We start from the raw sequence: 25,632 nt of genomic DNA, 5'->3' as shown, positions 1-25,632 counted from the left end.
TCAGCCGCGTCCCGCCCGCTCCGGCGCGGCATAGCGCAGGGCCGCGTCGAGGGCATCGTTGAGGGAGGTCACCAGCACGTCGGCGGAGGTGGTCCGGCGAAGGCGGTCGAGGGTCGAAGGGTCGCGCTCGCGCCAGAACCCGACGAGCACCTTCACACCGGGAAGCTCCTTGCGGGCCTGGCGGACGGTGAGGCGGATCTGCGAGAGGCTGACCGGTTCGAGATAGGAGAAGCAGATCATCGCAATCTCGTCGGTGCGCTCCGGCCGCTTGTCGGCGCGCAGGTCGGCCAGCGAGGTCATCTGGGCGGCCAGACCATGGCGACCGAGGATCTGGCTCAGCATCAGGGTCGCCGCCTCGTCGAAGGGACCGCGGCTCGAGACGCAGAGGATCGGGGTGGTGCCGCGCCAGTTCGCAGCGAGATCGTCCCGCGCCAGAACGATGCCGGCGCTGCTGCGATCCGGTCCGGCGGCGGCGATGGCCGCCGCCGCTTCGGCATTCGCGGCGGAGCCCGACCGCTTGATCGGCGCGAGCTTGAGCCTGTCGACCACGGTGCGGATCGCCGCGCCGACCTCGCTCTGGCGCGACCGGTCGAGGGCCCCGCGGGCGAGGTCGTCCTGCGCGAGGCGAAGGCCCGCCAGCACGACCTCGTCGTAATAGGTCACCAGCGCCCGCGCCTTCAGCACCTGCCGGCCCTGCTCGATCGCCTCGGCCGGGTCTCCGGCGAGCATGCGCTGGTAGAAGATTTCGGGCGGCGCCAAGGCGGGCTGGTCGCCGAGGATGACGTCGAGGAACCAGAGCCGGTCCACGTGGCGGCCGAGGACGACGAGACAGACCGTGATCGGCGTCGCGAGGACGAGGCCGATCGGTCCCCAGAGGAAGGTCCACACCGTGGCCGCCAGGATGACCGCCAGCGGCGAGAGGCCGGTGGAATGGCCGTAGAGCAGCGGTTCGACCACATGGCCGGCGATGGGCTCGACGATGAGGAACAGGAGCGCGGTGGCGATGACCATCGACCAGCCGGGATCCACCGCAGCGGCCAGGATCAGGGGCAGCAGGGCGCTGATCGCGCCGCCGATATAGGGCACGAAGCGCAGGATCGCCGCCAGCACGCCGAAGAGGATCGGGCTCGGCACCCCGATGAACCAGAGGCCGGTGCCGATGACCGCGCCAAAGGCGATGTTGAGGGCGAGCTGCGCCAGGAAGAACCGGCTCAGCCGGCTCGTGGCGTCGTCGATGGCCGCCGTGGTGCGGCGCAGGTCGCCCGAGCCGGCGAGCCGGATGGCGCGGTTCCGCAGGTCTTCCCGCTGCAGCAGGATGAAGATCGTGAAGAGGAGGATCAGGCCGGCGGTGGCGAGCGGGTGCAGGATCGGTCCGACGAAGGCGCCGAGCGTCGTGGCGAGGGCAGCCTGCGGGGTCGCGACCACCACGTGGAGCGGGTTGGCGCGGCTGCCCGATCGGCCCGGAAGATCTTCGTCCTTCGGGGCCGCGGGCTGCAGTTCCTCGCCGAGGTCCTGCACCATGTCGACGATGCGAGACAGGGTTCCGCTGCCCGAGGTCGCCTCCTTCACCGAGGCGATCTTCTCGCGGATGGTGATCTGGTAGCGCGGCAGGTCGGAGGCGAGCTGGCCCGCCTCGGTGGTGATGAGCAGCCCGACCCCGATGATCGCCGCGAAAGCCGCCACCACCACGAGGGGCGCCGCCGCGGCGCGCGGCACCATCGCCCGCCTCAGCACGCGCACGGCGGGCACCAGGACGAAGCTGAGGAGGATCGCCAGGACCACGGGTACGATGATGTCGCGGCCGAAATATAGCATCGACGCGATGGTGACGACCAGCAGGCACGAGGCCAGGATCGTGAACACCGGCATCGCCTGCCGCATCAGGCGCGCGGTGATGGGATCGTCACTCATGGAGGATGGGTCTTCTCGTCTCGACGCGTGTCAGTGGAAGCCCCGTCCCGACGGGACGCGCGAAGTCCTGGATCGGACCGTCGGTCAGGCCGGCGTTTCTGTGCCGCCCAAAGCCGCGCCGATCTGGGTGAGGAGCTTGGAGAAGTCGATGGGCTTGGGATGGTAATCGTCGCAGCCGGCCTGGATCGCCTTGTCGCGGTCGCCCAGCATGGCGTGGGCGGTGAGCGCGATGATCGGGATGTCCCGGGTGTCGCCGCTGGATTTCAGGGCGCGGGCCGCCGACCAGCCGTCGAGGATGGGCAGGTTCATATCGAGAAGGATCACGTCCGGCCGTCCGGCGCGGGCCTGCTGCACGCCGGCCTCGCCGTCATGGGCCAGGATGACGTCGTAGCCACGTCGCTTGAGACGGCGGGACAGGAAGTCCCAGATCTCTTCATGATCTTCCACCAGTAGGATCTTGGCCATCAACGGAACTCCGGCATCATCTCGACCCGACTCTTCGGGCCTGCGCTTGCGTGATCGTTCGTTCGGGAGGCCTGGATCCCTCTCGCACGACCATTCGTGTTGAAGACATCGGTCTCCGTGCCTGCCGGCCCGGCCACGACGTCCCTGCCCCCTCCGCCGCCGGCTGGAGCCGGATATGTCCGGCCGTGCGGCGGAGGGGTGCAAAGGTCATCGCCCTCTCCTCGCCCGGCCCCGGATGGTCGCTCCCCACGGCGGAGCGTCCTGGTGTCAGGCGTGACGATGAACTGCAACGCACCAATCGCGCTTCCGGTCCTCGATGCCGACAATTCTATCGTCCGTCACGGACGAGATACGAAGCGGCAAGGCGGAAGAGATCGAATCCGTCGGCGGGGCCGGGAGGCGAAGCCCGGACGCGGTGCTAAATTGCGCTCGTGACGAGGATCGCAGCGATGACGGCGACGGCATCCTCGATGAAGGCGGCCGGCCGGTCCGAACCGAAGGAGGCGGCCATCCACGCCCTCGCCCGGGAGCCGACCAGCGTTCCGATGACGGCGCCCGCCGCGCCCGCCAGGGCTCCGGCGACGGGCTGTCCGAGGCCCGTCCCGATCGCACCGCCGCAAAGGGCGCCGCTCGCGATCCGCGCGGCGAACTGCACGGGCACGGTGCGGCTCGGCGTGGCGGGAAGCGTGTCCGTGACGAACTCGGCGAGCGCGAGAAGGGTGAGGATGACGGCCGTCGAGCGGTAGCCGAGAAAGGCGAGCCAGCTCCCGTCGAGGGAGATCCAACCGAGATGCGCCGCCCAGGCGACGGCCGCCGGCGCGGTCAAGGTCCGCAGTCCCGCCACCATCCCGATCAATCCCGCGAGAACGATCCCGGCCATGGAGTTTTCCTGCTGCGACGCCATCGTCGAAGCCGGAAGATCGACCGGGCACGGGCCAAGTCAAGGTGGGCTTAGGGAAGCGGCGCCGCGCGTGTCCCTGATACCAGCGGCTGGACCGAACGAAAACGGGGCCCCGCAGGGCCCCGAAAATCCGTTATTCGCCGTCGATCTGGCGTCCGAGCTGGGCAATCGCCTTCTGGTAGACGGTGGCGGCGTTCCATCCCTGGATGGCCGCGAAGTTCGGCTCGCCCGGCTGGTAACCGGCTCCGGCCCTCCAGCCGTGGCCCTTGAGGAAGTTCGCGGTGGCGTTGAGCGCGTTGGGGGCGCTGTCGAGGCTTCCGCCGGTGCTGTAGGTCAGCACGTTCTTGGGCAGGAACTGGGTGTGGCCGACCTCGCCATGGGCGGCGCCGCGGGTCGAGGCGTTGAGGATTCCACGATCGACGAGGGTGAGGGCCGCGTAGAGCTGGTCGGTGAAGAAGTCCGAACGGCGGCAATCGTAGGCGAGGGTCGCCACGGCGGAGAGCGTATTGATATTACCGCGAACGGCGCCGAAGCCCGTCTCCATGCCCCAGATCGCCAGGAGCGGGCCGGCCGGCACGCCGTAGCGCTGCTCGATCGAGGCGAACAACGCCGCGTTGGTCTGTTTCAGCTTGCGGCCGCGCGCGACGATGGTGGGGCCGCCGCGCTTGGCCAGGAACTGGTCGAGGGTCAGGCGGAAGCTCTTCTGGCCCCGGTCGGCAGAAATGGTGGCGCCGGAATAGGAGGTCTCCATAAGGGCGGCGAGGCTCGCGGCGCTGGCGCGTCCCTTCGCTTCCTGCGCGAACTGGGTCTTCCACGCCTCGAAACCGCTGGCCGTGTTGCCGCATTGGGCCGCCTGCGCCGTGCCGGCCATGCAGGCCAGGGCACCGAGGCCGGCGGCGATGATGGCTCCCTTGTAGCCGCGTCTGGTCATCCGAAACTCCTTCGTCGCGGCAGCTCTCAGGAGACCGCCAGCTTTGCCGATCGCCCTAAGCCGTTCCGCATGGGAAGGCTACAACCTTGCTGAGGTGTCGGGGCGCCCGGTCCCAGTTCCCGACAAGATGTGATCTTACGGTTACCACCCTGACCGTCCGCGAGTGCCCTGCCTGAGCTCGATCCGGCAGCGTTGCACAATCCGCCGACTCCGCGATGCGCTCGATTCCGCTCGCCTCCGAGGGGGATGCGATCGGACGCACATCGCCTTGCGCCGTCGATAAGCAGGCTATTATGCATGCAAGACAAAGCAGTGGAAATTTACTGACGCATGAAATATCGGTTAATATGAAAAATATCACCTATTTATTTATCACTAAATTGCATATTTAGAAGAATTACAATGTTTCTACTGGATATTGTCAGAATATATCATTGGTAATACTTGTGATCCCGGAGTGTTTCCGGAGCCGACAATGCAAGACCAAACAGGATGCCTGACAAACGCGGTGGGGCTCGACCGCCGAGCCGCCAACCGCTTGCCGTGGTTGCTGGCGGGCGGAGCCGCCCTCGTCCTCGCGGACACGGCCTGGGCCCAGAACGGCCCCGTGGTGCAGGCCGCGTCCCCGATGGCCGTGTCCCTCGATCAGATCACCGTCGACGGCGATGGCCGGAGGACCATCGGGTATCAGCCCCGGCGCACAAGTTTCGGGGCCGGGTCGGACACCTCGCTCCTCGACACGCCCGCCAACATCGCCGTGGTGCCCGCCACGGTCCTGCGCGACCAGGCCGTCCTCTCCCTCGACGAGGCCCTGCGGAACGTCAGCGGCACCGCCCAGGCCAACAGCCTCGGGGGCACGCAGGAAGGCGTGATCCGGCGCGGATTCGGGACCACGCGAGACAGCTCGATCCTGCGGGATGGCCGCCGTACGGTCCTGCAGCAGAACTTCAATTACGCCATCGAGCAGGTGGAGGTGCTGAAAGGGCCCGCCTCCCTGCTTTACGGCATCTCGGAGCCCGGAGGTCTCATCAACCTCGTCTCGAAGCGTCCCGAATTCACGTCACACGGCGCCCTCGGCATCACCGGGACGAGCTTCGGCGGCGGTCTCGTCCAGGCCGACGTGACCGGGCCGATCGAAGGCACCAACCTCGCCTATCGGGTGGTCGGCGATTTCCAGGATTATCAATACTGGCGCAATTTCGGAGCGATCGAACGACAGGTCGTGGCACCATCACTCACCTGGAAGGGCGACGACACCAAGGTGACGGTGGCCTACGAGTTCTCGCATTATAATATTCCATTCGACCGCGGCACCATCTTCGATCCGCGCACCGGCCGTCCCCTGAAGGTCCCGCGCGACCGCCGCTTCGACGAACGCTTCAGCAGCGTCGACGCCACCAGCCATCTCGCCAGCCTCGACATCGAGCATCGCTTCAACGACGATTGGCGGCTGCATTTCGGCTACAGCTTCAGCCATCTCGGCTACGACGACAATCAGGTCCGCGCGGTCTCGTACAATGCCGAGAGGGGCATGCTGACCCGAAGGGCCGACTCGACCCAGGGCGGCGACTTCAACGCGCATGTGGCACGCCTCGACCTGACCGGACGGGTCGACACGTTCGGCCTGCGGCACGACATCCTGGCCGGCGCGATGTACGAGCGGGTGGATTACTTCCGCAAGACCACCATTCGCGGAGCGAACCAGGGCGGCTTCAACGTCTTCGACCCGATCTATGATCGCCTCGGCCCGTCGAGCCAGGTTTCGCTCACGGGGAGTGACGTCCGCGACCGGCTCAACAACACCAGCCTCTATCTCCAGGACTCGTTCCACCTCACCGACCAGCTCATCCTGGTGGCCGGAATCAGCGCGCAGATCTACGATCAGCTCGCCTATGCCGGACGACCGTCCGTGGTCACCACCGACATCAACGGCGTGCAGCCGGTCCCGCGTGCCGGGATCGTCTACAAGCTGACGCCCGATCTCTCGCTCTATGGCAGCTTCAGCCGCTCGTTCCGACCCAACGTCACCGATCTGGAGACCAACGGCTCCCTCGCCCCCGAGGAAGGCGAGGCCTACGAGGTCGGTGTGAAGGCGGATCTCGGCCCCGGCCTCACCGTGACGGGAGCCATGTTCGATGTCGAGAAGGCCAATGTGCTGGTCACCCAGGTGGTGGACGGGGCACGGCTCGCCACCACCGCCGGCAAGGCCCGTTCGCGCGGGTTCGAACTCGATTTCGCCGGCCAGATCCTGCCCGATTGGGCGGTGATCGGCAGCTACGGCTTCACCCAGGCCCTCGTGACCGAGGATCCCATCCTCGCGGGCAAGGAGCTTCAGAACACGCCGCGCGTGACGGCCTCCGCCTTCCTCACCCACCAGTTCGGCGCGGTGACGCGGGAGGGCGAGCTCGGCTCGCTGCGCCTCGGCCCCGGTTTCCTCGAGGCCGGCTTCGGTACCCGTTACATCGGCGAGCGGCCGGGCGATGCCGCCAACACCTTCACCATGCCCCACTACCTCGTCAGCGATGCCTTCCTGGCCTATCGCACGGCGGTGAACGGTCGGGCGACAACGATCCAGCTCAACCTCAAGAACCTGTTCGACGAGACCTATTATACGTCATCGGCGGCCAGCAACCTGCTGGTGGCGGTGGGCGAGCCGTTCCAGGCCCTGGTGACCGCGCGCGTGACGTGGTGACAAGGGTCCGCTGAGGCGCTGACCCCGCGATCGTCCCGACAATGACGGGCCGGATGCCCTATCCGGCCCGTCGGCGTTTTCAGAAGGACAGCCTCATCCCGGCGACCACGTTGCGCGGCGCCCCGGCGAAGACCGAGCCCGTGGTGGCGGCGAGCACGCCCGCACCGTTCTGCAGGCCGCTCGTGGCGCTGAGGGAGTTCGCGAGGTTCTGGGCCGAGGAGATGTAGGTCTCGTCGAAGACGTTGCGGACTTCCGCATAGAGGCTGATGCGCTTGGCGTAGCCGCCGGTGAGGTCGGCCGCGTAATGCACGTTGGCATTGACGACGGTGTAACCCGGCGCCTTCAACTGGTTGGCGTTGTCGAGGAAGAAGCCATCCTGGACCACCGCTTCCACATAGGCACCGAGGCCGGCGAGCGGCCCTGTCGGCTGGTCGTAGCCGATACGGGCGAGGAGCTGGTGGGCGGGCACGCCCGGGATGGCGTTGCCGGCCCGGTCGAACCTTTCGGTGAAGGCTCCGGCGCTGAGTTGCTCGGTATATGTCGTATAGATCTGGTCGTCGAACGTGTAGGCGGCGACCGCGCGCCATCCGGGTGAGAAGGCCCAGTCGGCCGCGAACTCGATGCCGCGATGCTCCGAGGCCGGGGCGTTGAACGTGTAGCTCAGCAGCCCGGCGCCGGGGGATTGCGACACGAGCTCGTTGCGGAAGAACTCGTAGAAACCGGTCAGGCTGAGGCGCAGATTTTCTGTCGGAGTCCAGTCGGCGCCGAGATCGAAGCCGAGATTCTCCTGGGTCTGGAGCTGGGTGTTGCTGCCCGGAAGGCCGGCGGGGGTGATGAACAGGTTGCTCGCCGCCGGCGTGGTGTAGCCCGTGGCGGCCCGCCCCCGGAACGCCCAGGCTGCGTTCGGCCGGTAGACCAGGGCCAGTTCGGGCGCGACGTTGAGGAAGCTGCGGTCGGTCGTCGCCACCGTCGTCGTCCGTCCCGCCGCCGAATAGCCGTAGGCGAGGTTGCGCCCGGTGATGGTGGTGTTCTCCGCCGCGATGCCGAGGACACCCGTCCACTGATCCGAGAGTGCGACCTCCGTCCGGGCGCGGCCGCCGAGATTCGATTGCACGGCCTCCTGGTCGCCGATCAGCGCGCCGAGCGTCGGTCCGCCATAGGGCGCGCGGTTAAAGGTCGTGATGTGGTTGTCGATGGTGTTGTAGGCGAGCGCCACGTAGCCCACCGCCGGCAGGCCGAAGAGGTCGCCGCGCCGGGTCAGGTCGGTGAGGAAGTTCCAGGACGGATACGAGCCGCGCGACGAGGACGTATAGAAGGGCTGGTTGAAGTTGCGCTCGTCGAAGCCGAGCTGCGTGCGCCACGTGGTCTGCGCGTCGATATCGTGCTCCCAGCGCGCCGCCACGATGGTGCGGCGGTCCTTACGCCCGAAGGCGCCCTCGTCCGCCGTGACGGGCACGGTGGCGCCGAAGGCCCCGTTGATGCGCAGGTTCGTGAGCGTGCAGCCCGGGGCGGCGGTGGCCGCAGCCGCGCAGCCGCGTTGGTAGGGATTGATGCCGAACTGGTCGAGGGAGGAGCGGGCGGGAAGGTCCGCGTTCACCTGGTTGTTGATCACCTTCAGGGTGAAGCGGTTGTCCGGGGTGGGCGTGTAGCTCGCCAGCAGGTTGATGGTCTGGGTGTCGTAGGAGGAATGGCCCTGGTAGCCATTGCCGCGCGCGTCGCTGGCGAACAGGCTGATCTCCACCGGACCACTGGCGCCGCCAACGGTGAAGTAATTGCTCAGATAGCCGAAGCTGCCCGCCTCGGTGCCGATCTCGTAGCCGTTGATCTCGCGGCCGGTGCGCGTCCGGAAGGCCAGCGCGCCGCCGGTGGCGTAATTGCCGAACAGGGCCGATTGCGGACCGCGGAACACGTCGATGCGGGAATAGGCGCGCGGATCGACGAGATCGAAGCGGGAGGCCCCGTCCGGCTGCGTCAGGATGAACCCGTCCTCCAGAACCACCATGTTCTTGGTGACGCCGGTGGAGCGGGCGTTGTTGCCCCGGATCGAGATGACGACGTCGCGCGCGCCGTTGCCCTGGCGCACGGTGACGCCCGGGCTGTTGACGAGGACCGAGCCGATATCCGTGGCGGGGCGATTGTCGATCGTCCCGCTGCGCCCGACCTGCGTCACCACCTGCCCCACGGGCTGTTCGATGACGCTGGGGGCCGAGCCCTGGGGCGAGGCGACGCCGAAGCCGCTCCGGCCTGGCTCTCCGACGACGGAGAGTTCCGGCAGCGTGACGCCGTCCTCGGCTTGCGCCAGGGCGTCGGCATTCGCGAGCGGCAGGGCGGCGAGGGCGAGGAGGGCATGCCGGGCGCCGATGCGGCGGGCGGCATGAGGAAAACGGGAGGATGACATCGAGGGGAGCATTCCGGATCGCGGCAGAGGGGATGCGCCGTGGGGAGACGGCGCGCGCTGGATCAGGACGCGGTCGGCGGTGCGCGCGGCTGGCCGGCCGGGCGATGCGGACGGGCCGGCTCGGATGGCGGCGGGATCGGCCAGGCCAGCGCGTGCCATCCCTGGCGCCGCGCCACCGATGGCGCTTGGGGAACGAGTGGGCTCGACAGCCCGACCGCGCAGAGCGGGCAGGCCTTGCAGGCCGGCGCGGCGGGAGACTGATCCCCGATGGCGGGGGAGCCCTCCGCATGACCGCAGATCGCCGAGAGCACGAGCGGGTCGACCGAGGTTCCCGCTACGGCGTGGTCCGCCATCATCCGCAAGCCGGCCAGCGGTGCGATCGCCTGTCCCCACAGGGCGAGCAGGATCAACCCGCTGCCGAGGCAGAGGCGCATGGCGCGCAGGGCGCGAAATTGGCGGATGAGGTCGGTCACGGGCGCGGTCCCCGCGTCGCTCGGATCAGGCCGCCGCCGGTCGCCGCGCTTGGCGCCGGAGGGCCTGGATGCCGAAGTCGAGCCCGATCATGGCGAGGATGGCGAGGCCGGTCAGTGGAAACAGCGCGCCCAGCCCGAGGACCAGGGCGGTGACCGTGGCGGCGATCCGGCGGTCGCGCGGCCAGGGCGGGACGCCGAGACCGCCCGCCGGCCGCCGCTTCCACCACATGGTTCCGGCTGTGACGCTGAGCAGCATCGTGGCGAGGCAGAAGGCGAGCATCGCCAACTGGTTCAGGCGGCCCCAATACTCGCCCTTGTGCAGGCCGATTCCGTACTGGATCGCCTGCCCGACGCCGCCGAGATCGGCGAAGGCCACGTCCACCAGAGGGGCGCCGGTATATTGGTCGAGGGAGATCAGCCGCTGGCGGTCGACGTCGCGCGGGTAGATCGCGGCGGCATAGATGCCAGTGGGTCCCTCGGGCAGCGCGACCTCGTAGCCGCGTGGCATGCCGAGGCCGTCGAGGATGGCCAGGGCCCGGTCGAGGCCGATGGCGGGCGCGTCCGCCGGTTGCGAGACCGGCATCGGCGCGTCCTCCATGGTCCAGCCCGCCTGGGTCAGCCGGTCCTTCATCGGCACGGCGGACACCGCCCTCCCCGCCCACAGGGCGCGCGGCTGGCCGAGCCCCGCCTCGTTGGACAGGGCGCGGACCTGCTGGCCCCACCAGACCGACCAGGGCAGGCCGGTGATCGCGAGGAAGAACAGGCCGGCGCCGGCCACGAGCCCGGTCACCGCGTGGAGGTCCCGCCACCAGACGCGCTTGGACGGCCTCGCCCGGACTGTCACGACACCACCCCCTTGCCCGCGCGGCCACCACAGATAGGTGCCGGTGACGACGAGGATGATCGCGAAGCCTGCCACCACCTCCACGATCCCGTTGGCGACCGTGCCGAAATAGCTGAGGCTGTGCAGGCGCCTCACCACCATCATCGGGTCGTTCTCGGTGTTCACGACGTCGAGGACGTCGGCGTTGTAGGGGTCGAGGTAGACCTGAATCCGGCTGCCGCCCTCCCTCATGGTCACGAGGGTGGAGGCGGTCGCGGAGGCCGGGCCGGTGAAGGAGACCGGCACACCGCCCGGAACCGCTTCGGAGGCGGTGTAGACGAGGCGGCTCGCGCTCACGGGCGCCCGGTTCTGCGCCGCCACCTCGGTCCGGTGGGCGAAGAGCGTGGCGTTGATCTCGTCCTTGAACAGGTAGATCGCGCCGGTCGTCGAGAGCAGGACGAGGAAGGGCAGGCACAGCAGGCCGGCGTAGAAGTGCCAGCGCCAGACGGCGCGATAGATGCCGTCGCGCGACGCGCGCATGGCGTCGGCCCCGCGAAATGCGTGGGCGCCGCCCTGGGACGATGGGGTCATCGGGGTCAATCCGGGTCTGAGCGATCGAAACGGTCTGATCTCTCAGGCGGAAGGCGGACCTCGCGATCCGATGGATTGGTCGGGCGGTGCCCGCGCGGCGGGGACCACCACATCCGGACGTGGCGGAAGCGGGGCGGGGCGGGCCTGCCAGACCACCGTCGCGAAGGCCGTGTCCTGTCCCGGCGCCTGCGGTCCCGCATGGGCCGCCGTGCAGCACGCATGCGCGCAGGCCGGGCTCGCATCGGTGGGATCGTCCGGTGCGTCATGCCCGCAGAGGGCGCTTTCCCATCCCGCCGGGGCCGGTGGCGCCATCGTGCCGAGGAAGGCCTGGAGACACAGGCCGTAGAGCGCGATCATGGCGATGATCGCGCGCAGGCCGGCCGTCCCTGGCGAGAGCTTCCGCATGATGAGGCCTTACGGCACGGGTTCGCGCGCCGTCAACGTGGCGCGCGGATCGGTGGTGTCTCGGTGTGCGGTATGGCTGTGGGCGACGGAGCGGGTGATGTCTTTCCTTTCTGCTTTCCCGAAAGGACGAGCTGAAAGTGCACGTGCCGGCCCTACAACTTGCTGTCGCGCGTCGCCAAAGCCAGCGCCGCTTCTTGCGTGACCTCGGAGGTGGCCGCCACATTCGGGCTCACGCCGACACCGCCCCAGTTGCCGCCCGTTATCGGATTCGCTGCCCTGCCGGTCGGCACGACGACGAAGAAATCCGAGCCGAGCTCGTTGAGGCCACCCGGATTGGCGCCCCCGCGCGTTTTCTCACCGACGATGGTCGCGCGTTTCAAGGCCTGTAGATCGTAGGCGAACTCCTCGCCTGCCGAATATGTCTTGGGACCGACCAACACGTAGACCGGCTTGCCGAGGTAGCTCACGCGGGTGGGCGAACTCCAGAACGACTCCGTTCGGAAACTCGTCGTCCCGCGATTGCGCCAGATCAGATCATTGATGTGAACGCGCTGGCTTGGATCGAGAAAGAAGCTGACGAGGTAGGCGACGGAAGCCGGATGGCCGCCGCCATTGTCGCGCATGTCGACGATGAGCGCAGCGGTGTCCGATAGGTCCTGCATCGCCTTGTCGGCGGCCGGCTTGAAATCCCCGGGCGGAATGAAGCTGGCGAGGTGGATGTATCCGACATTGCCAGCCAACCGCTTCACCTGAAAGCCGGCCCCTCGCATGTCCAAAGGCTTGGGCCGGTTCGCGAAGGGATCGCCATGGATCACCCTCACGTGGTTGTCGCTGGTCAGCGACCGCAGGCGTTCGGTGAGTTGCGTGGCGAACTCGCCGGGATCGCTCGCCTTCGCATAGGCATGGGCATCCAGATCACGTTGGATTGCATCCGCGGCCTGCTTTCCCAGATCGGGGAATACGTATCCTTCTCTCAGTTCGGCGGCGATGCCGTTCACGACTTTCCTGACCGTGTCCTGGGCGAGGGGCGCACGCTTCAAGCTTTCCGTTGACGTGTCGGCTTTGGAAATGGAGGGTGCCGCCATGATCGCCAGTACAGTTGTGCAAAAGACGGCTGCGACAACAGATCGGCAACGGCGCATGGCTAAACCTCCAACTACTCCCGGCAACCATATTGTCCGCCTTGGACAATGGCCAGCAGGGTCGCCCGACTTCTCGCAAGGGTCGAAGGCCGCCGCTGGCCCGGAGCAAATTCCAAACCAAAGTACGACTGGCGGAACCCATCCCGTCCGCCGTCGCGATTGATCGCTTCACGCGCCGGCATGTTCGGCGATGTAATGGCCGATGGCGCTGGCGGCGTTGAGCATGTGGGCGCGCATCCGCCTCGCGGCGGCGTCGCCGTCGCCCTCGGCGATGGCGGCCAGGATCTCGCCGTGCTCGGCGCGGGAGGTCCGGATCCGCTCGCCATGGCGCAGCTGCGTACGGCGAAACCCCGAGAGCCGTGTGCGCAAGGCGAGCGCTTGTTCCAGCAGGAAGCCGTTATGGGTGGCGCCGTAGAGGGCCTCGTGGAAACCGCGGTTCAGCGTGTCGTAGGCGTCCACATCGCCCGCCTCCACCATCGCCTCCGATTGGGCATGCAGGTCCATGAGGTGGCTGCGCTCGAGCGGCGTCATCCGGTAGGTGGCGAGGCGCACGCACATCGCCTCGAACTCGGCGGTGGCCTCGAACATGTCCATGATCCGCTCCGGCGTCATCCGGGTGACGACGACGCCCCGGCGCGGGCGCAACTCCACGAGCCCGTTGAAGGCGAGCTGGCGCAACGCCTCCCGCACCGGCGTCCGGGAAGCGCCGAAGCGGTCGGCGAGGTCCTGTTCGTCGAGGGCCGTGCCCGCGCTCAGGGTGCCGGCGGCGATCTCGTCGGTCAGGGCGTTGCGGATCAGGTCGGAGAGAAGCCCCCGCTCCTCGGCGATGCCGTCCATGATCGTCGTCCCCTCCCCGCTTGCGTTGCCGGCCCGCCTCACGATGTCCCTCGTCCCAGATGGGGCGGATCGTCAAGCGGGAGAGGGAGGATCCTAGCACGCCCGGAATGCCGAGGCCTCGTCTTATCGCCATCTCGTATTCTTTACCTCGCCGATAACCCATATCGGTATACCCAGAATTGACTTGGTCGCCAGACGGGGTACGCATGGCGCGATACGAGACGGTCCGCGACCTATCGCTGGCCGCGCGTTCCCACGGTCGCCGCCGATGCGGGGCCGGATGACGAGAGGCGGATCGGATGGCCGATTGGCGGGTGCAGCGGAATGCCAGGGACGCGCGGATCGAGCGCGGCCGCGCCCATGCCGAGGGCAAAGTCGTGCCCGCTTCGGCGGTGGTCGACCTGCTGGAAGCGGTGCTGCTGCCGGGCGACCGGGTCTGCCTCGAAGGCGATAACCAGAAACAGGCGGATTGCCTCGCGAGGGGCTTGAGCGCCTGCGACCCGGCGCGGGTCCACGACCTGCACATGGTCCAATCCGGCATCGTGCTGCCCGAGCATCTCGACATTTTCGAGCAGGGCATCGCCCGGCGCCTGGACTATTCCTATTCCGGGCCGCAGGGCGCTCGCATCGCCCGGATGCTCTATGGCGGGCAGATCGCGCTCGGCGCGGTGCACACCTATCTCGAACTCTTCGCGCGCTACTTCATCGATCTCACACCCAACGTCGCCCTCATCGCGGGCGTCTCGGCGGATCGTGACGGCAACCTCTATACCGGCCCCAACACCGAGGACACGCCGACGGTGGTGGAGGCGACCGCCTTCAAGAACGGCGTCGTGATCGCGCAGGTGAACGCAATCGTCGACCGTGTTCCCCGTGTCGACATCCCCGGCGACCGGGTGGATTTCGTGGTCGAGGCCGACAGGCCGTTCTACGTGGAGCCGCTCTTCACCCGCGATCCGGCGGCGGTCACCGAGACGCAGATCCTGATGGCCATGATGGCGATCAAGGGCATCTATGCCGAATACGGCATCCGCCGGCTCAACCACGGCATCGGCTTCGGCACCGCCGCCATCGAATTGCTGCTGCCGACCTTCGCCGAGCGGCTCGGTCTCAAGGGCAAGATCGCCACCCACTGGGCACTCAACCCGCATCCGAGCCTGATCCCGGCCATCGAATCGGGTTGGGTCGAGCAGATCCACTGTTTCGGCTCGGAAGTCGGGATGGACCGCTACATCCGCGAGCGGCCGGACGTGTTCTTCACCGGCTCCGACGGAAGCCTGCGCTCCAACCGCGCCTTCTGCCAGACGGCGGGGCTCTATGCCTGCGATCTCTTCATCGGTTCGACCCTGCAGATCGATCTCCAAGGTAATTCCTCCACCGTCACCACCAACCGGGTGGCGGGGTTCGGCGGCGCGCCGAACATGGGCTCCGATCCCCATGGCAGGCGCCACCCCTCGGACCCCTGGATGAAGGCCGGCGAGGAGGCCGGCGACACCGGCGATCCGGCGCTACGCCGGGGCCGCAAGCTCGTGGTGCAGCTGGTCGAGACCTTCGGCGACAAGCTGGTCCCGGCCTTTGTGGAGCGGCTCGACGCTCTCGAACTGGCGCGCAAGCTCGATCTCGAACTCGCCCCCGTCATGGTCTACGCCGACGACGTGACCCACATCGTCACGGAAGAGGGTATCGCCAACCTGCTCCTGTGCCGGACGCTCGACGAGCGCGAGCAGGCGATCCGCGGGGTCGCCGGCTACACCGATGTCGGGCGCGGCCGCGACAACGCCATGGTCGAGTCCCTGCGGGCGCGAAAAATCATCCGCCGGCCGGAGGATCTCGGCATCGATCCCCTGGACGCCGACCGTTCGCTCCTGGCGGCGCGGTCGATCAAGGACCTCGTGCACTGGTCGGGCGGCCTCTACGAGCCGCCGGCCAAGTTCCGGAACTGGTGAGGGAGCGCCCCCATGGAAAAGCTGACCTTCCGGCATCGGACGGCAAAGCCCCTGCCCGGCACCAAGGCCCAGGCGATCACCGGCGTGGTCGCCTCCGGCAATCTCGAAGTGCTGATGGAGCGGAGCCTCGCACCCGACGAATGCACCGTCGAGATCGATACCGCGATCAACGGCTACGGACCGGTCTGGGAGGCGGTGGTCTCCGATTTCGTGGCGCGCCGACAGCCCGGCGGCCTGCGCATCACCATCAACGATGGCGGGGCACGTCCCGACACCGTGACCCTGCGCCTGCTCCAGGGGGCCCGGCTGATGGAGGCCGTGTGATGGCGATGAGTCCCGTCTCCCTCTCCGCCGATCCCCTCGACCAGAGCTGGTACGAGGCCAGCGCCCGCGCCCGCCTCGACGCCCTCGTCGATCCCGGCACGTTCGGGGAATTCCTCGGCCCCGAACAGCGGGTGATGAGCCCGCACCTGCCCGCCTTCGACCTGCCGCGCGCCTTCGACGACGGCATCGTGGTGGGACGCGGGCGCCTCGACGGTTCGCTCGTCCTCCTGGCCGCGCAGGAGGGCCGCTTCATGGGCGGGGCCTTCGGCGAGGTCCATGGCGCCAAGCTCGTCGGCCTGATGCGGGCCGCGCTCGCGGTGAAGCCGGCGGCGGTGCTGATCCTGTTCGATACCGGCGGCGTCCGGCTGCAGGAGGCCAATGCCGGCGAGACCGCCATCGCCGAGATCATGCGCGCCATCGCCGATCTGCGCCGGGCCGGCGTGCCAGTGATCGGGCTGATCGGCGGGCGCGCCGGCTGCTACGGCGGCGGCGGCCTCATCGCCGGCACCTGCTCGCGTCTCGTGGTCTCGGAGGGCGGGCGCATCAGCGTCTCCGGCCCGGAGGTGATCGAGACCAACAGGGGAGCCGAGGAGTTCGATTCCCGCGACCGGGCGCTGGTCTGGCGTACCATGGGCGGAAAGCACCGCCGCCTCATCGGCGGAGCGGACGCTTTCGCGGACGATACGATCCGCGCGTTTCGCGATGCCGCCCGCCAACAGATCGGCAAGGCGCCGGCCTTCGATCTCGCCACCCTGGAGGCCGAACAGGCGCGCCTCGAAGCCCGCCTCGACCGGTTCGGCGATGCGCGGGACGCCACCGAGATCTGGGGCCGCCTCGGGGTGAACGATCCGGCCGCCGTGCCGGGCTTGGACACGGACCGGTTCGACGCCCTTCTCGCCCGCCTGCCGGAGGCGCCCCATGACGCTCGCTGAAATCCTGGCCTCGCTGTTTCCCGAGGGGCATGGTGTCGAGGTCGTGGACGGCCTCATCGGCGGCGACGGGCCTTTCGGAGCAGGTCGTCTCGCGGTCGTCGGGATCGACGGCAACACGCCGCTCGGGATCGAGGGGGCCTGTCTCCTCGCCGGGCGCGTTCTCGATGTGGTGCGCCGGGGCGGCGAGACGCCGATCCTCGTGGCCGTGGATTCCGACAGCCAGCGCATGAGTCGCCGTGACGAGCTGCTCGGCCTCAACGAATATCTCGCCCATCTCGCCAAGGCGCTGCTCCTCGCCGATGCCAGCGGCCACCCCACGATCGGCCTCGTCTACGGGCACACGGCGGCCGGTGCCTTCATCGCCACCGCCCTGGCGACGCGGGTGCTCGCCGCCCTGCCCGGCGCCCATCCGAGCGTGATGGACCTGCCCTCCGTGGCGCGGGTCACGAAGCTCCCCCTCGAACGGCTGGAAGAGTTGGCAACATCCACCTCCGTCTTCGCGCCCGGCCTCGACAACATGGTGAAGGCGGGGGCGGTCCATGCCGTGCTCGACCCCACGGCACCGCTCGGTCCCCAGATCGAAGCCCTCATCGCCGGGAGTTCCACAACGGATGGCCGCGACGTCCTCGGCCTGGAGCGCGGCGGGCGGCTCATGGCCTGCGACATCGCCGGTCGGGTGGTACGCGCGGCGACGGGCGACGTGGCACGCCGTGACTGAGGACGAGGCGTCGGGTCTGGCCCGCCACGACCTCCTGCGCGTCGACCCGGAATCCTGGGCGCGCCTCCTTGCCGGGCGCCCGGATCTCGATGGCGTTCCCCATCTCGCCGAATGGGCCCGTCGCGGCTGGCCGGTCATCGTCCGCCGCCGCGATCCTGGCGAGCCGGGGGACCACATCCCCGCCGGCCTGCCGCTGCCGCCTTCCGCCGGCAAGCGCCGGATCGGCCTCGCCTTGCCGATTGCCGCTGCGAGCCGGCTTGCACCGGTCACCCTGGATCGGGCGCGCGAGACCGCACCGCCGGCCTGGAGATCAGTCATCGACGATCTGGCCAACCTCGCCCGTGGGTACGGCCTCGTGCCGACCGTGTTCGGAAGCCTGTCGTGGCAGGTGCTGACCGGTCTTCCCTATCTCGGGCCGGGCTCCGATCTCGACCTGCTCTGGCCGGTCTCTGGCCGGGTCGATCCTCGCTTTCTGCAGAGCCTCGCACGGATCGAGGCGGGCGCGCCGATGCGTCTCGATGGCGAGATCGTCCTGCCCGACGGGGCCGGCATCAACTGGCGCGAACTGCGCGATACCCCCGAGGGCGGAACCGTCCTGTGCAAGGGGCGGGAAAGCCTGGCCCTGCGCCCCGCCGCGTCGTTCCTCCGGGAGGCGGCGTCATGATCGCCCGCGCCCGCTCTCCGGTCAGGGACGCCCGGATTCCGCTCAGCCCCGGCGACATCGCGGAATGCGCGGTCGAGTCCCTGCGCCTCGAAGTCGCGACCTATCCGAAGCCCGGCCTCGTCAGCCATGTGGATCGCGGCAGCCATGCCGACATGGATGCCGGCACCTTTCGCGCCAGTGCCACGGCCCTCCTGCCCTACTTCGCCGAGTTGGCGGATGCCGGAGCCGCCGGTGCCGGCATGCCCACCCTGCGCCGGATCGGCATCGAGGCCGAAACCGCCATGCGGGAGGCGACGGGCGGGGTGAACACCCATCGCGGCGCCATCTTCGGCCTCGGCCTGCTTACCGCTGCCGCGGGCGCCCTCGCCCACACGGCCTGCCGCTTGTCGCCGGGAGCGCTCGGGCGTCACGTGAGCGAGCATTTCGGCGAGGCGATCCTGGCCGGACCCGTCCTGCTCCATGCGCCGGGAGCGGCGGCGCGGCGGCGCTACGGAATTGGCGGAGCGCCCGCCGAGGCTGCGGCCGGATTTCCGACCCTCTACGCCATTGGGCTGCCCGCCCTGCGCCGGGCGCGGCATCTCCGCCTCGGCGATGAGGAGGCGGCTCGCGTCGAGACCTGCTTCGCCCTGATCGCCCATCTCGAGGATACCAACCTGCTCCATCGCGGCGGCGAGGCGGGCTATGCCTTCGCCCGCGCCACGGCCACCGCCTTCCTCGCCGGGGGAGGCGTCGCGCGGGACGATTGGCGGGCACAAGCGGAGGCCGTCCACCGGGCCTTCGTCGCCCGAAACCTAAGCCCCGGCGGCAGCGCCGACCTCCTCGCCATGACCCTGTTCGTCGATGGACTGGAGGCGGCATGAGTCTCGCGGTCCTGCTCTCGGGCCAGGGCGGGCAGAATCCCGCCATGTTCGATCTCGTGGACGATCATCCCGCCGCTCAGGACATCTTCGCGGCAGCGACGCCCCTCCTCGGCGCCGACCCGCGCGACCTCGCCCGGACGGGCGGCCCGGCCCTGCACGGGAACCGCACCGGTCAGATCCTGTGCTGCGTCGCCGGCCTCGCCGCATGGACCGTCCTGCGCGAGGCGAATCCCAGTCGTGTGGTCCTCGCCGGCTACAGCATCGGCGATCTGGCTGCCTGGGGCTGCGCGGGGCGGTTCTCCCCCGCCTCGATCCTGCATCTGGCCGCCGCGCGAGCCGAGGCGATGGATGAGGCCAGCGGGCCGGGCTACGGGCTCGCGGGCCTTCGCGGCCTGTCGCGCGCGCGGGTCACCGCCCTGGTCGAGGAGCACGGCTGCCATCTCGCCATCCTCAACGCCGCCGACAGCGTGGTCGCCGGCGGGGCGGTGGCCGATCTCGAATCGCTCTGTGCTCGGGCTCTCGCCTCGGGCGCGGCGCGGGCCGTGGTTCTGCCGGTCCAAACACCCTCGCACACGCCGCTCCTGGCGGCGGCCAGCGCGCGGTTTCGCGCGGAGCTGGCGCGGGCCGAGATGCTGCCGCCGTCTCGTCTCGGCCCATCGCCACCCCCTCGCCTCCTCGGCGGTCTCGACGGTGCCCCGGTCTTCGACGCCGCCAAGGGCCTCGACAAGCTCGCTTCTGCGATCTCACAGACCATCGATTGGGCGGCCTGCCTCGAGGGCATCCGCGAGGCCGGGGCGCGAGCCGTCCTCGAACTCGGCCCCGGCCATGCCCTGGCGACCATGGCGCGGGACGCCATGCCGGACGCGGCCGTTCATGCCGTCGCGGATTTCCGCTCCCTGTCCGGGCTCATGGACTGGCTCGCGGCGAATGCCGGCACGGGCTGACCCGCCCGGTTCTCTTTTGCCTCGTTGCGCCATCATCCGTGTGAACCCCAAGCCCCGCCGCTGCGTTGACGGTGGTCGGGGAGGCTTGACCATGTCGAGATGGATCTACGGGGCCGGTATTCTGGGGGCCGCGCTCGCATCGTCGGGCCCCTGTGCCGCTCAGAACATGGCGCTCACACCGCCCGCGCCGCCGGCGAATGCCAGCTCGAGTGAGCCCGTCCGACATCCCGAGCCTCCTGCGCGACCGCAACTCCATGCTTTCAGCGGCGAGCTTCCGAACCAGAGGACCGGTCCGATGCGCAGCCGTGTGGTCCGCGACATCTGCATCGGCTGCGGCCGCTGAATCGGCGGGTCGGGCGAGGGCCGGACATCATCCAGAAACAGAGCGGCGCGAAACGGATCCGCTGCGCTCCGACTGCCCCCAAGCGAGGCGTGGCGGATGGACGGAGCGGTGCGCCGATGGTGCGTCGCTCCGTCCGTCTTCATGACCGCGCGGACGGGTCGCGCGACGAGACGGGATGTCCCGAGTTTTCCGCCGGTGGTCTATGGATGTCCGAGTGACATCCAGCGGAGACGCGTTTGGCTAGCCGCTATGGGCTCGAGATCCGGGCTGCGACCGCTGCCGACGCGGCTGGCCTTGCTGCTCTGTTCCAGGCATCGGGACCGTCCATTGCCGCAAGCGATCTGGCCGAGCGGCTGGATTCCCTGCGCCTCGGGAGCGGAACGGCCCTGATCGCCGTCGAATGGGGGCCGCCGAGCGGTCTCGTCGTCCTGCACTGGTATCGCTCGCTGACGGCGGCTCAGCCCGTCGCCCAGATCACCGGCCTCCTCGTCGGCCCGGAGGAGCGCCGCCGCGGGATCGGCCGTCTCCTGCTGAAGGCCGCGTCGCAGGCCGCCCGGATGGCGGGATGCGCGACCCTCGAACTCACCGCCTCGCCCGATGAGGAAAGCCTGCGGGCATTCTGCGCCAGGACGGGGTTCGAGCCGGCCGGGTCGCTTTTCACCCGACCGCTGCGCAAGAAGAGCTGATGCCGGTTGCTCCGGGAACCGTGGGATTCACCGCGTCGTTGCTTCCAATGATCACTTTGACCCGATCAAGGAGACCGGCATGACTCGGACTCTCATTCGCGCGGCGCTCGCCTCGGCATTGATCCTCGGCCTCACCGATGCCGCCCTGGCGCGCGGCGGCACCGGCGGTGGTGGCGATGGGCTCTCGCCTTATTCGGTATTGAGCGGCAACGACCGCTCGGCCGGCGTGAACAACGGCAATTACCGCGATCCCCGGCTCGATCCCTATCTGCAGACCTATGGCCGGCGCTACGTCGCCCCCCGCCCCTATGGCGGCGCGGGCGAATACGGCTATCGCCCGTCGCGCCGGGGCTATGACGGATACGGGTACTGACGGGGCGCGGCCCCGCTCTCAGGCCGGAGCCTTACGGGCGGCGGCGGCGTCGTCGCCCGGCTCGATGACGATCGGCTCCACCGTCTCCGGTATGACCTGTGACCGGCATTCCGCCAGGATCGCATCCGCTCCCTCCTTGCCGATCAGGCCGAGCGAGAGGGCATGCTCGGCCATGATCGTGGTGTCCCCAGCCAGCACCAGGCTGCTGCCGGCCTCGAGGATCGCCTGCGACAGCCGCTCGATCTGCTCGGCCCGGGACGGATCGCGCGAGACGTTGCGGATGTAGACGGCGAGCACCCGTCCGGGATTCTCCGAGACGATCTTGGCATAGACTTCCGGGTCGTGCTGGCCGCTATCGCCGATGAGGACGAAGGGCAGGTCGCCGTAGAGCGCCAGCATGTGGCGGATCAGGTCGCGCTTGTGGTCCTCGGCGCGGCGGGGCAGCGGATGGCGCCAGGACAGGCCCCATTCCCGCAGGAACAGCACCGGCCCCGCCGGAATCCCGTGCTGCCGGAAGAATTCGCTCAGCATGTCGTAGATGCCCCAGGGGGCGCGCGAGACATAGAGCATCGGGTTCGACTGATCGCCGGTGGCGCCCGCATGCAGCGCCCGGCTCAGGGACGCCGCTCCCGGGAAGGCGACGCGGTCCTCCGCATCGGCCACGAACAGCCGCCACAGCATCTTCAGCTTGTTGGCCACGCCCGTATGCATGATCGTGTCGTCGATATCGCTGATGACGACGAAGCGGCACTTCTCCGGCGGAATGAACACCCGCCCCTGCGCCCGCACCGGCGGATCGGCCGCGAGTTCGAGATTTACGATATGCCAATGGCCCTCGCCGGTGGGCACGTTCGGGGGTTTGAGGCTTACCCGGAAATAGCCGTCGCGGTCGGTCACGGCGGTCGTCTCGGCTCCGCCGAAACGCGCGACGACGGACGCATCGGCGACCTTGCGCCTGCGGATGCGCCGGGCGATGTCACGCAGGTCGGCGGCGATATCGTCGGCCTTGAGGTCCGGGTCGCGGCGAGCCTGCCGGAAGACCCGGCCGATCAGGAAGATTTCCTTGCTCGAGCCGTAGCCCCGATAGGCCTCGATCACTGTCCCGCCCGTCCCCTGCGCCCGGCGTACCGGGCGGGCGACGAGGGCCAGCAGGCGACCGCCCGCCTTGCGCCAGCGTGGCGTCGCCCGTTCGGGGGTCGGAGGAGGTGAGGTCATGGGCCGGCCTGACGCGATACGATCGTGATCGCGGTCAAGCCGTCGTCAGGGCCGAAGGTTGCGCGGGACGGGCCGGATCGAGGGGCGTCACAGCCGCTCGATCTCCGCCAGCAACGTGTCGGAGAGGGTGATCCCCTCCTCGGCGGCGCGGGCGCGGGCGGCGAAGCGGCGGGTTCCGGGCAGCCGTGCGCCGTCCTGTTCCGCCACCGAGCGGGCCATCACGGCGAAGCGTTCCAGCGCGTTGCCGGCAAAGGCCGTGGCATCGATGGCGAGGATGAGCTGGCCGGTGGCGGGAGGCTCGCCCTCGGCATCGAGGAAGGACGTGGCTTCGCTGGCGAACCGCGCTCCGGTGAGGCCGGCTGCGAGAAGCTCCACCATCAGGGCGAGGGCCGTGCCCTTGGCGTCGCCCAACGGCACCATGGTGCCGGCGAGCGCCGCGACGGGGTCCGTGGTCGGGTTGCCCTCGGCATCGAGGGCCCAGCCCTCGGGGATCGTCTCGCCGCGCTGCTTGGCGGTGATGATGTTGCCCCGCGCCACCTTCGACAGGGAGAGATCGACGATGATCGGCTCCGCCCCCGGCAACGGGCAGGCGAAGGCGATCGGGTTGGTGCCGAAGACCGGCCGGGTTCCGCCCCAGGGCGCCATGGAGGCGGGGGCGTTGGCGAACAGGATGGCGACGAGGCCCTGCTCGGCCAAGGCCTCCACCGGCCGGCCCGCTGCCCCGCAATGATGCGAACGGCGGATGGCGGCGGCGGCGATCCCCTGTTCGCGGGCGATCTCGGGCAGGAGCGCGATGGCCGTATCGAGGGCCGGATAGGCGAAGCCGTGGGCGGCATCGATGGCGAGCAGTCCCGGCTTCGGCCGCGCGGTGGTGACGACGGCATCGCCGACGACTTTGCCCGCTCGCACCTGTTCGCCATAGGCGAGGAGCCGCATGAGACCGTGGGTTTTCAGCCCGTCGGCCTCCGCGCCCACCAGGGCCCTGGCGACGCTCTCCGCCTGGATGGGCGCGGTTCCGCAACGGACCAGGGTGTCCGTGGCGAGGCGATGGGCGGCGTCGAGGCGAAGGATCGGCATGGCGTGGCCTTAAGCCAGCTCTCCGTCACCTGTCGAGAGCGAAGTCCCCTCGCTGCGGGGCATGGCCAAGCCGTAATGGTGTGACTGCCGCAAGAACCATCGGACAAAGACGAGCGATCGCACGTACAAGCTGAGCCGTGGCTCTCGGCTCGCGAGAATCTTGTATTTATCCTCGATCAACGGCGGATGATTATTTTGTGAACCATGCTTGGCGTGGGACGTTGTTGAGCCAAGTCCGTACGACATGAGGAAATATACTATGCAGATCAAGACATTCGCAGTCGCGGCCGCCCTTGCTGTTTCTCTGAGCGGCGCAGCCTTCGCCCAGACTGCTGCTGGTGGTGCCAGCGCCGAGGGCAACATGAACAATCCCGGCAGCGTGAAGAGCAACAGCGAGAAGGGCATGGAGCGCATGGGTGGTGGCGCCAGCACCACCGGTTCCACCGCCGCACCCGGCATGACGCGCGACGTGCCCTCCAATGCGACGCCGGGCGCGCCGGCCGGCTCGAATGGCGGTAACGCCGCCACCGGCAGCGGAGCTGCTCCCAGCGGCAAGTAAAGCCCGGGGGTAAGGTTTCGAGGCGTGGGCCTCCGGAACTGGATAGTCTGATTAGCGGAAGTCGCCCCGTCCGCCGAAAGGCAGGCGGGGCGATCTCATGTGGGGTGACCGGGAATGACCCGGGCAGCCAGTACATCCCTTCAAAAAATATGCGCGCGATTTATCGGTGATTAACCAACTTCGCGCTGAATGGGAGGCATCGAGGTTGATGGTTCCCTAAAACGACATGGCCGGTCGACGTGACCTTCGCGGGGCTCTTGCATGAGCTTGGTGAGGTCCTTCGAGGGGCGTGCGGGCAGGGTACGCGTATCCGAGTACAGCCCGCATGATCGACGACGCGTCCACCTATCGCCGCCGTCCCCGCCGTTCCCGGCCGCGCAGCCGTGTCCTTCTGAAGACGGCCGTCGTCGCGCTGTTCGTCGCGACGTTTCCCCGGCTGACCGGGTTGGACGCGCCTGTTCCCGCTGCGACGGCACCGCTCGCGAGCCGTCAGATTGTCCCCGAGGCACAGCCCGCCGCTGTCGCCCGCAGCTTCGCGTGGATGCTCGACCCCTCCCCCGCCCTGGGTGTCCGGACGCCGGACTGGCGCGCCTCGGAGCCGATGCAGGTGGCCGGGTTCGAGGCGCCGAAGGCCTCCCCCGTCGAGATTGCGCCCGGGATCGCGCTTGCCGCCGTGGCACCGGTCCCAGCGGCACGGCCGCTCCAGCAGACCGCTCGCCTCGTCCAGCCGATGCCCGCGCCGGTTCCTCGCCCCATCGACCTGAAGCCCCTTTCCCGCGAGCCGCGCCTCGCCACGCGCCGTCCGTCCTCGCGGAGTGTCGTCGCGGCCCGGCAGGATGTGGAAGCCGAGCGGTCGTTCTTCGAGACGGTGTTCGGCCGGCGTGATCCCGAGCGCAGCCCCGCTCCCGCCCTCGCCTATGCCTCCGCCGATACGGGTGCCATCGATCTGAGCCAGCGCCGGGCCCTGGATCGCGTGCCCGCGACGGCGGGCGGCGGGACCGCGATCTACGACATCAGCACCAGCACGGTGACCCTGCCGAGCGGGGAGCAGCTGGAAGCCCATTCCGGCCTCGGCCAGCACATGGACAACCCGCGTCTCGTCCATGTCCGCATGCGCGGTGCGACGCCGCCCGGCACCTACGATCTGACCGAGCGCGAGGCCCTGTTCCACGGAGTGCGCGCCATCCGCCTCAACCCCGTGGGCGGCAGCGCCGCCATCCACGGCCGCGATGGCATCCTCGCCCATACCTACATGCTCGGACCGAGCGGCGCGTCCAATGGCTGCGTGGTGTTCAGGGATTACAACCGCTTCCTGCAGGCCTATCTCCGCGGCGACATCCGCCGCCTCGTGGTGGTGGCCGGCTATAAGGGCGATGCACCGGCCTCGCTCACGGCGAAGCTGTTCGGCCGCTGAAGCTTTCG

The 25,632-nt window shown here is 69.0% G+C and carries 24 protein-coding genes; 12 read left to right on the top strand and 12 right to left on the bottom strand.

Annotated features, from left to right (window positions below; genetic code table 11):
- From ACYQOP_RS17325 to ACYQOP_RS17310, 4 genes are all read right to left on the bottom strand, one after another.
- Positions 1 to 1,911: an AI-2E family transporter gene (locus tag ACYQOP_RS17325; protein ID WP_056427234.1), complete on the bottom strand. Its 1,911-nt coding sequence runs from the start codon at positions 1,909 to 1,911 to the stop codon at positions 1 to 3.
- A gap of 84 nt (positions 1,912 to 1,995) precedes the next feature.
- Positions 1,996 to 2,376, bottom strand: coding sequence for a response regulator (locus ACYQOP_RS17320; protein WP_056427231.1), 381 nt, complete (start codon positions 2,374 to 2,376; stop codon positions 1,996 to 1,998).
- Between the two features lie 418 nt (positions 2,377 to 2,794).
- Positions 2,795 to 3,256, bottom strand: coding sequence for a DUF4126 family protein (locus ACYQOP_RS17315; protein WP_207411948.1), 462 nt, complete (start codon positions 3,254 to 3,256; stop codon positions 2,795 to 2,797).
- A 154-nt stretch (positions 3,257 to 3,410) separates the two neighbouring features.
- On the bottom strand, positions 3,411 to 4,208 hold the full coding sequence (locus ACYQOP_RS17310; RefSeq protein ID WP_056427226.1) for a lytic murein transglycosylase: 798 nt from the start codon (positions 4,206 to 4,208) through the stop codon (positions 3,411 to 3,413).
- A gap of 475 nt (positions 4,209 to 4,683) precedes the next feature.
- Here ACYQOP_RS17310 and ACYQOP_RS17305 point away from each other — a divergent pair, with 475 nt between their 5' ends.
- Positions 4,684 to 6,900 (top strand): TonB-dependent siderophore receptor, encoded by a 2,217-nt coding sequence (locus ACYQOP_RS17305; protein ID WP_461223228.1) that lies wholly within the window; start codon positions 4,684 to 4,686, stop codon positions 6,898 to 6,900.
- 79 nt (positions 6,901 to 6,979) lie between these two features.
- On the opposite strand, the gene ACYQOP_RS17300 is transcribed toward ACYQOP_RS17305, so the two are convergent.
- The 6 genes from ACYQOP_RS17300 to ACYQOP_RS17275 form a co-directional block, all read right to left on the bottom strand.
- Positions 6,980 to 9,298: a TonB-dependent receptor family protein gene (locus ACYQOP_RS17300; RefSeq protein ID WP_461223226.1), complete on the bottom strand. Its 2,319-nt coding sequence runs from the start codon at positions 9,296 to 9,298 to the stop codon at positions 6,980 to 6,982.
- A 62-nt stretch (positions 9,299 to 9,360) separates the two neighbouring features.
- A complete protein-coding gene (locus ACYQOP_RS17295; RefSeq protein WP_461223224.1) occupies positions 9,361 to 9,771 on the bottom strand; it encodes a hypothetical protein in 411 nt (136 codons plus the stop codon).
- 25 nt (positions 9,772 to 9,796) lie between these two features.
- Positions 9,797 to 11,185 carry a PepSY-associated TM helix domain-containing protein gene (locus tag ACYQOP_RS17290; RefSeq protein WP_461223222.1) on the bottom strand — a complete coding sequence of 463 codons (1,389 nt, stop codon included), beginning with the start codon at positions 11,183 to 11,185 and terminating at the stop codon, positions 9,797 to 9,799.
- Positions 11,186 to 11,227: 42 nt separating this feature from the next.
- On the bottom strand, positions 11,228 to 11,590 hold the full coding sequence (locus ACYQOP_RS17285) for a hypothetical protein (protein WP_461223221.1): 363 nt from the start codon (positions 11,588 to 11,590) through the stop codon (positions 11,228 to 11,230).
- Between the two features lie 152 nt (positions 11,591 to 11,742).
- Positions 11,743 to 12,732: a S41 family peptidase gene (locus ACYQOP_RS17280; RefSeq protein ID WP_461223219.1), complete on the bottom strand. Its 990-nt coding sequence runs from the start codon at positions 12,730 to 12,732 to the stop codon at positions 11,743 to 11,745.
- 168 nt (positions 12,733 to 12,900) lie between these two features.
- Entirely contained in the window at positions 12,901 to 13,569 is a 669-nt protein-coding gene (locus ACYQOP_RS17275) for a GntR family transcriptional regulator (protein ID WP_207411974.1), read from the bottom strand.
- A gap of 299 nt (positions 13,570 to 13,868) precedes the next feature.
- Between ACYQOP_RS17275 and mdcA the strand changes: the two genes are divergently transcribed.
- The 9 genes from mdcA to ACYQOP_RS17230 all read left to right on the top strand — a co-directional run bounded on the left by mdcA (position 13,869) and on the right by ACYQOP_RS17230 (position 21,359).
- Positions 13,869 to 15,515: a malonate decarboxylase subunit alpha gene (gene mdcA, locus ACYQOP_RS17270; RefSeq protein ID WP_461223218.1), complete on the top strand. Its 1,647-nt coding sequence runs from the start codon at positions 13,869 to 13,871 to the stop codon at positions 15,513 to 15,515.
- A 12-nt stretch (positions 15,516 to 15,527) separates the two neighbouring features.
- The gene (gene mdcC, locus ACYQOP_RS17265) at positions 15,528 to 15,839 is read left to right on the top strand and encodes a malonate decarboxylase acyl carrier protein (RefSeq protein WP_056427204.1); all 312 of its coding nucleotides are present in this window, start codon (positions 15,528 to 15,530) and stop codon (positions 15,837 to 15,839) included.
- A complete protein-coding gene (locus ACYQOP_RS17260) occupies positions 15,839 to 16,771 on the top strand; it encodes a biotin-independent malonate decarboxylase subunit beta (RefSeq protein WP_461223217.1) in 933 nt (310 codons plus the stop codon). Before mdcC ends, ACYQOP_RS17260 begins: the two co-directional genes overlap by 1 nt.
- Positions 16,758 to 17,489 (top strand): biotin-independent malonate decarboxylase subunit gamma, encoded by a 732-nt coding sequence (locus ACYQOP_RS17255; protein ID WP_461223216.1) that lies wholly within the window; start codon positions 16,758 to 16,760, stop codon positions 17,487 to 17,489. Before ACYQOP_RS17260 ends, ACYQOP_RS17255 begins: the two co-directional genes overlap by 14 nt.
- Entirely contained in the window at positions 17,482 to 18,153 is a 672-nt protein-coding gene (gene mdcG / locus ACYQOP_RS17250) for a malonate decarboxylase holo-[acyl-carrier-protein] synthase (protein ID WP_461223215.1), read from the top strand. Before ACYQOP_RS17255 ends, mdcG begins: the two co-directional genes overlap by 8 nt.
- Positions 18,150 to 19,013: a triphosphoribosyl-dephospho-CoA synthase MdcB gene (mdcB, locus tag ACYQOP_RS17245; RefSeq protein WP_461223214.1), complete on the top strand. Its 864-nt coding sequence runs from the start codon at positions 18,150 to 18,152 to the stop codon at positions 19,011 to 19,013. The genes mdcG and mdcB overlap by 4 nt, the downstream gene beginning before the upstream one ends.
- On the top strand, positions 19,010 to 19,957 hold the full coding sequence (locus ACYQOP_RS17240; RefSeq protein ID WP_461223213.1) for an acyltransferase domain-containing protein: 948 nt from the start codon (positions 19,010 to 19,012) through the stop codon (positions 19,955 to 19,957). The genes mdcB and ACYQOP_RS17240 overlap by 4 nt, the downstream gene beginning before the upstream one ends.
- Positions 19,958 to 20,536: 579 nt before the next feature.
- On the top strand, positions 20,537 to 20,986 hold the full coding sequence (locus ACYQOP_RS17235) for a GNAT family N-acetyltransferase (protein WP_461223212.1): 450 nt from the start codon (positions 20,537 to 20,539) through the stop codon (positions 20,984 to 20,986).
- A 79-nt stretch (positions 20,987 to 21,065) separates the two neighbouring features.
- The gene (locus ACYQOP_RS17230) at positions 21,066 to 21,359 is read left to right on the top strand and encodes a hypothetical protein (RefSeq protein ID WP_461223211.1); all 294 of its coding nucleotides are present in this window, start codon (positions 21,066 to 21,068) and stop codon (positions 21,357 to 21,359) included.
- A gap of 18 nt (positions 21,360 to 21,377) precedes the next feature.
- Here the strand turns inward: ACYQOP_RS17230 and ACYQOP_RS17225 are convergent, their stop codons facing one another.
- Entirely contained in the window at positions 21,378 to 22,574 is a 1,197-nt protein-coding gene (locus tag ACYQOP_RS17225; RefSeq protein WP_461223210.1) for an App1 family protein, read from the bottom strand.
- Positions 22,575 to 22,661: 87 nt separating this feature from the next.
- Positions 22,662 to 23,651, bottom strand: coding sequence for an Ldh family oxidoreductase (locus ACYQOP_RS17220; protein WP_461223209.1), 990 nt, complete (start codon positions 23,649 to 23,651; stop codon positions 22,662 to 22,664).
- A 259-nt stretch (positions 23,652 to 23,910) separates the two neighbouring features.
- Between ACYQOP_RS17220 and ACYQOP_RS17215 the strand changes: the two genes are divergently transcribed.
- Positions 23,911 to 24,210, top strand: a complete 300-nt coding sequence (locus tag ACYQOP_RS17215) for a hypothetical protein (RefSeq protein WP_056427171.1) — start codon at positions 23,911 to 23,913, stop codon at positions 24,208 to 24,210.
- A gap of 325 nt (positions 24,211 to 24,535) precedes the next feature.
- On the top strand, positions 24,536 to 25,624 hold the full coding sequence (locus ACYQOP_RS17210; RefSeq protein ID WP_461223208.1) for a DUF2778 domain-containing protein: 1,089 nt from the start codon (positions 24,536 to 24,538) through the stop codon (positions 25,622 to 25,624).
- Positions 25,625 to 25,632: the final 8 nt, after the last annotated feature.

This window comes from Methylobacterium sp. CM6247, assembly GCF_054817925.1.
The sequence above is the reverse complement of the archived record's forward strand: the minus strand, read 5'-3'. Positions and strand labels throughout refer to the sequence as shown.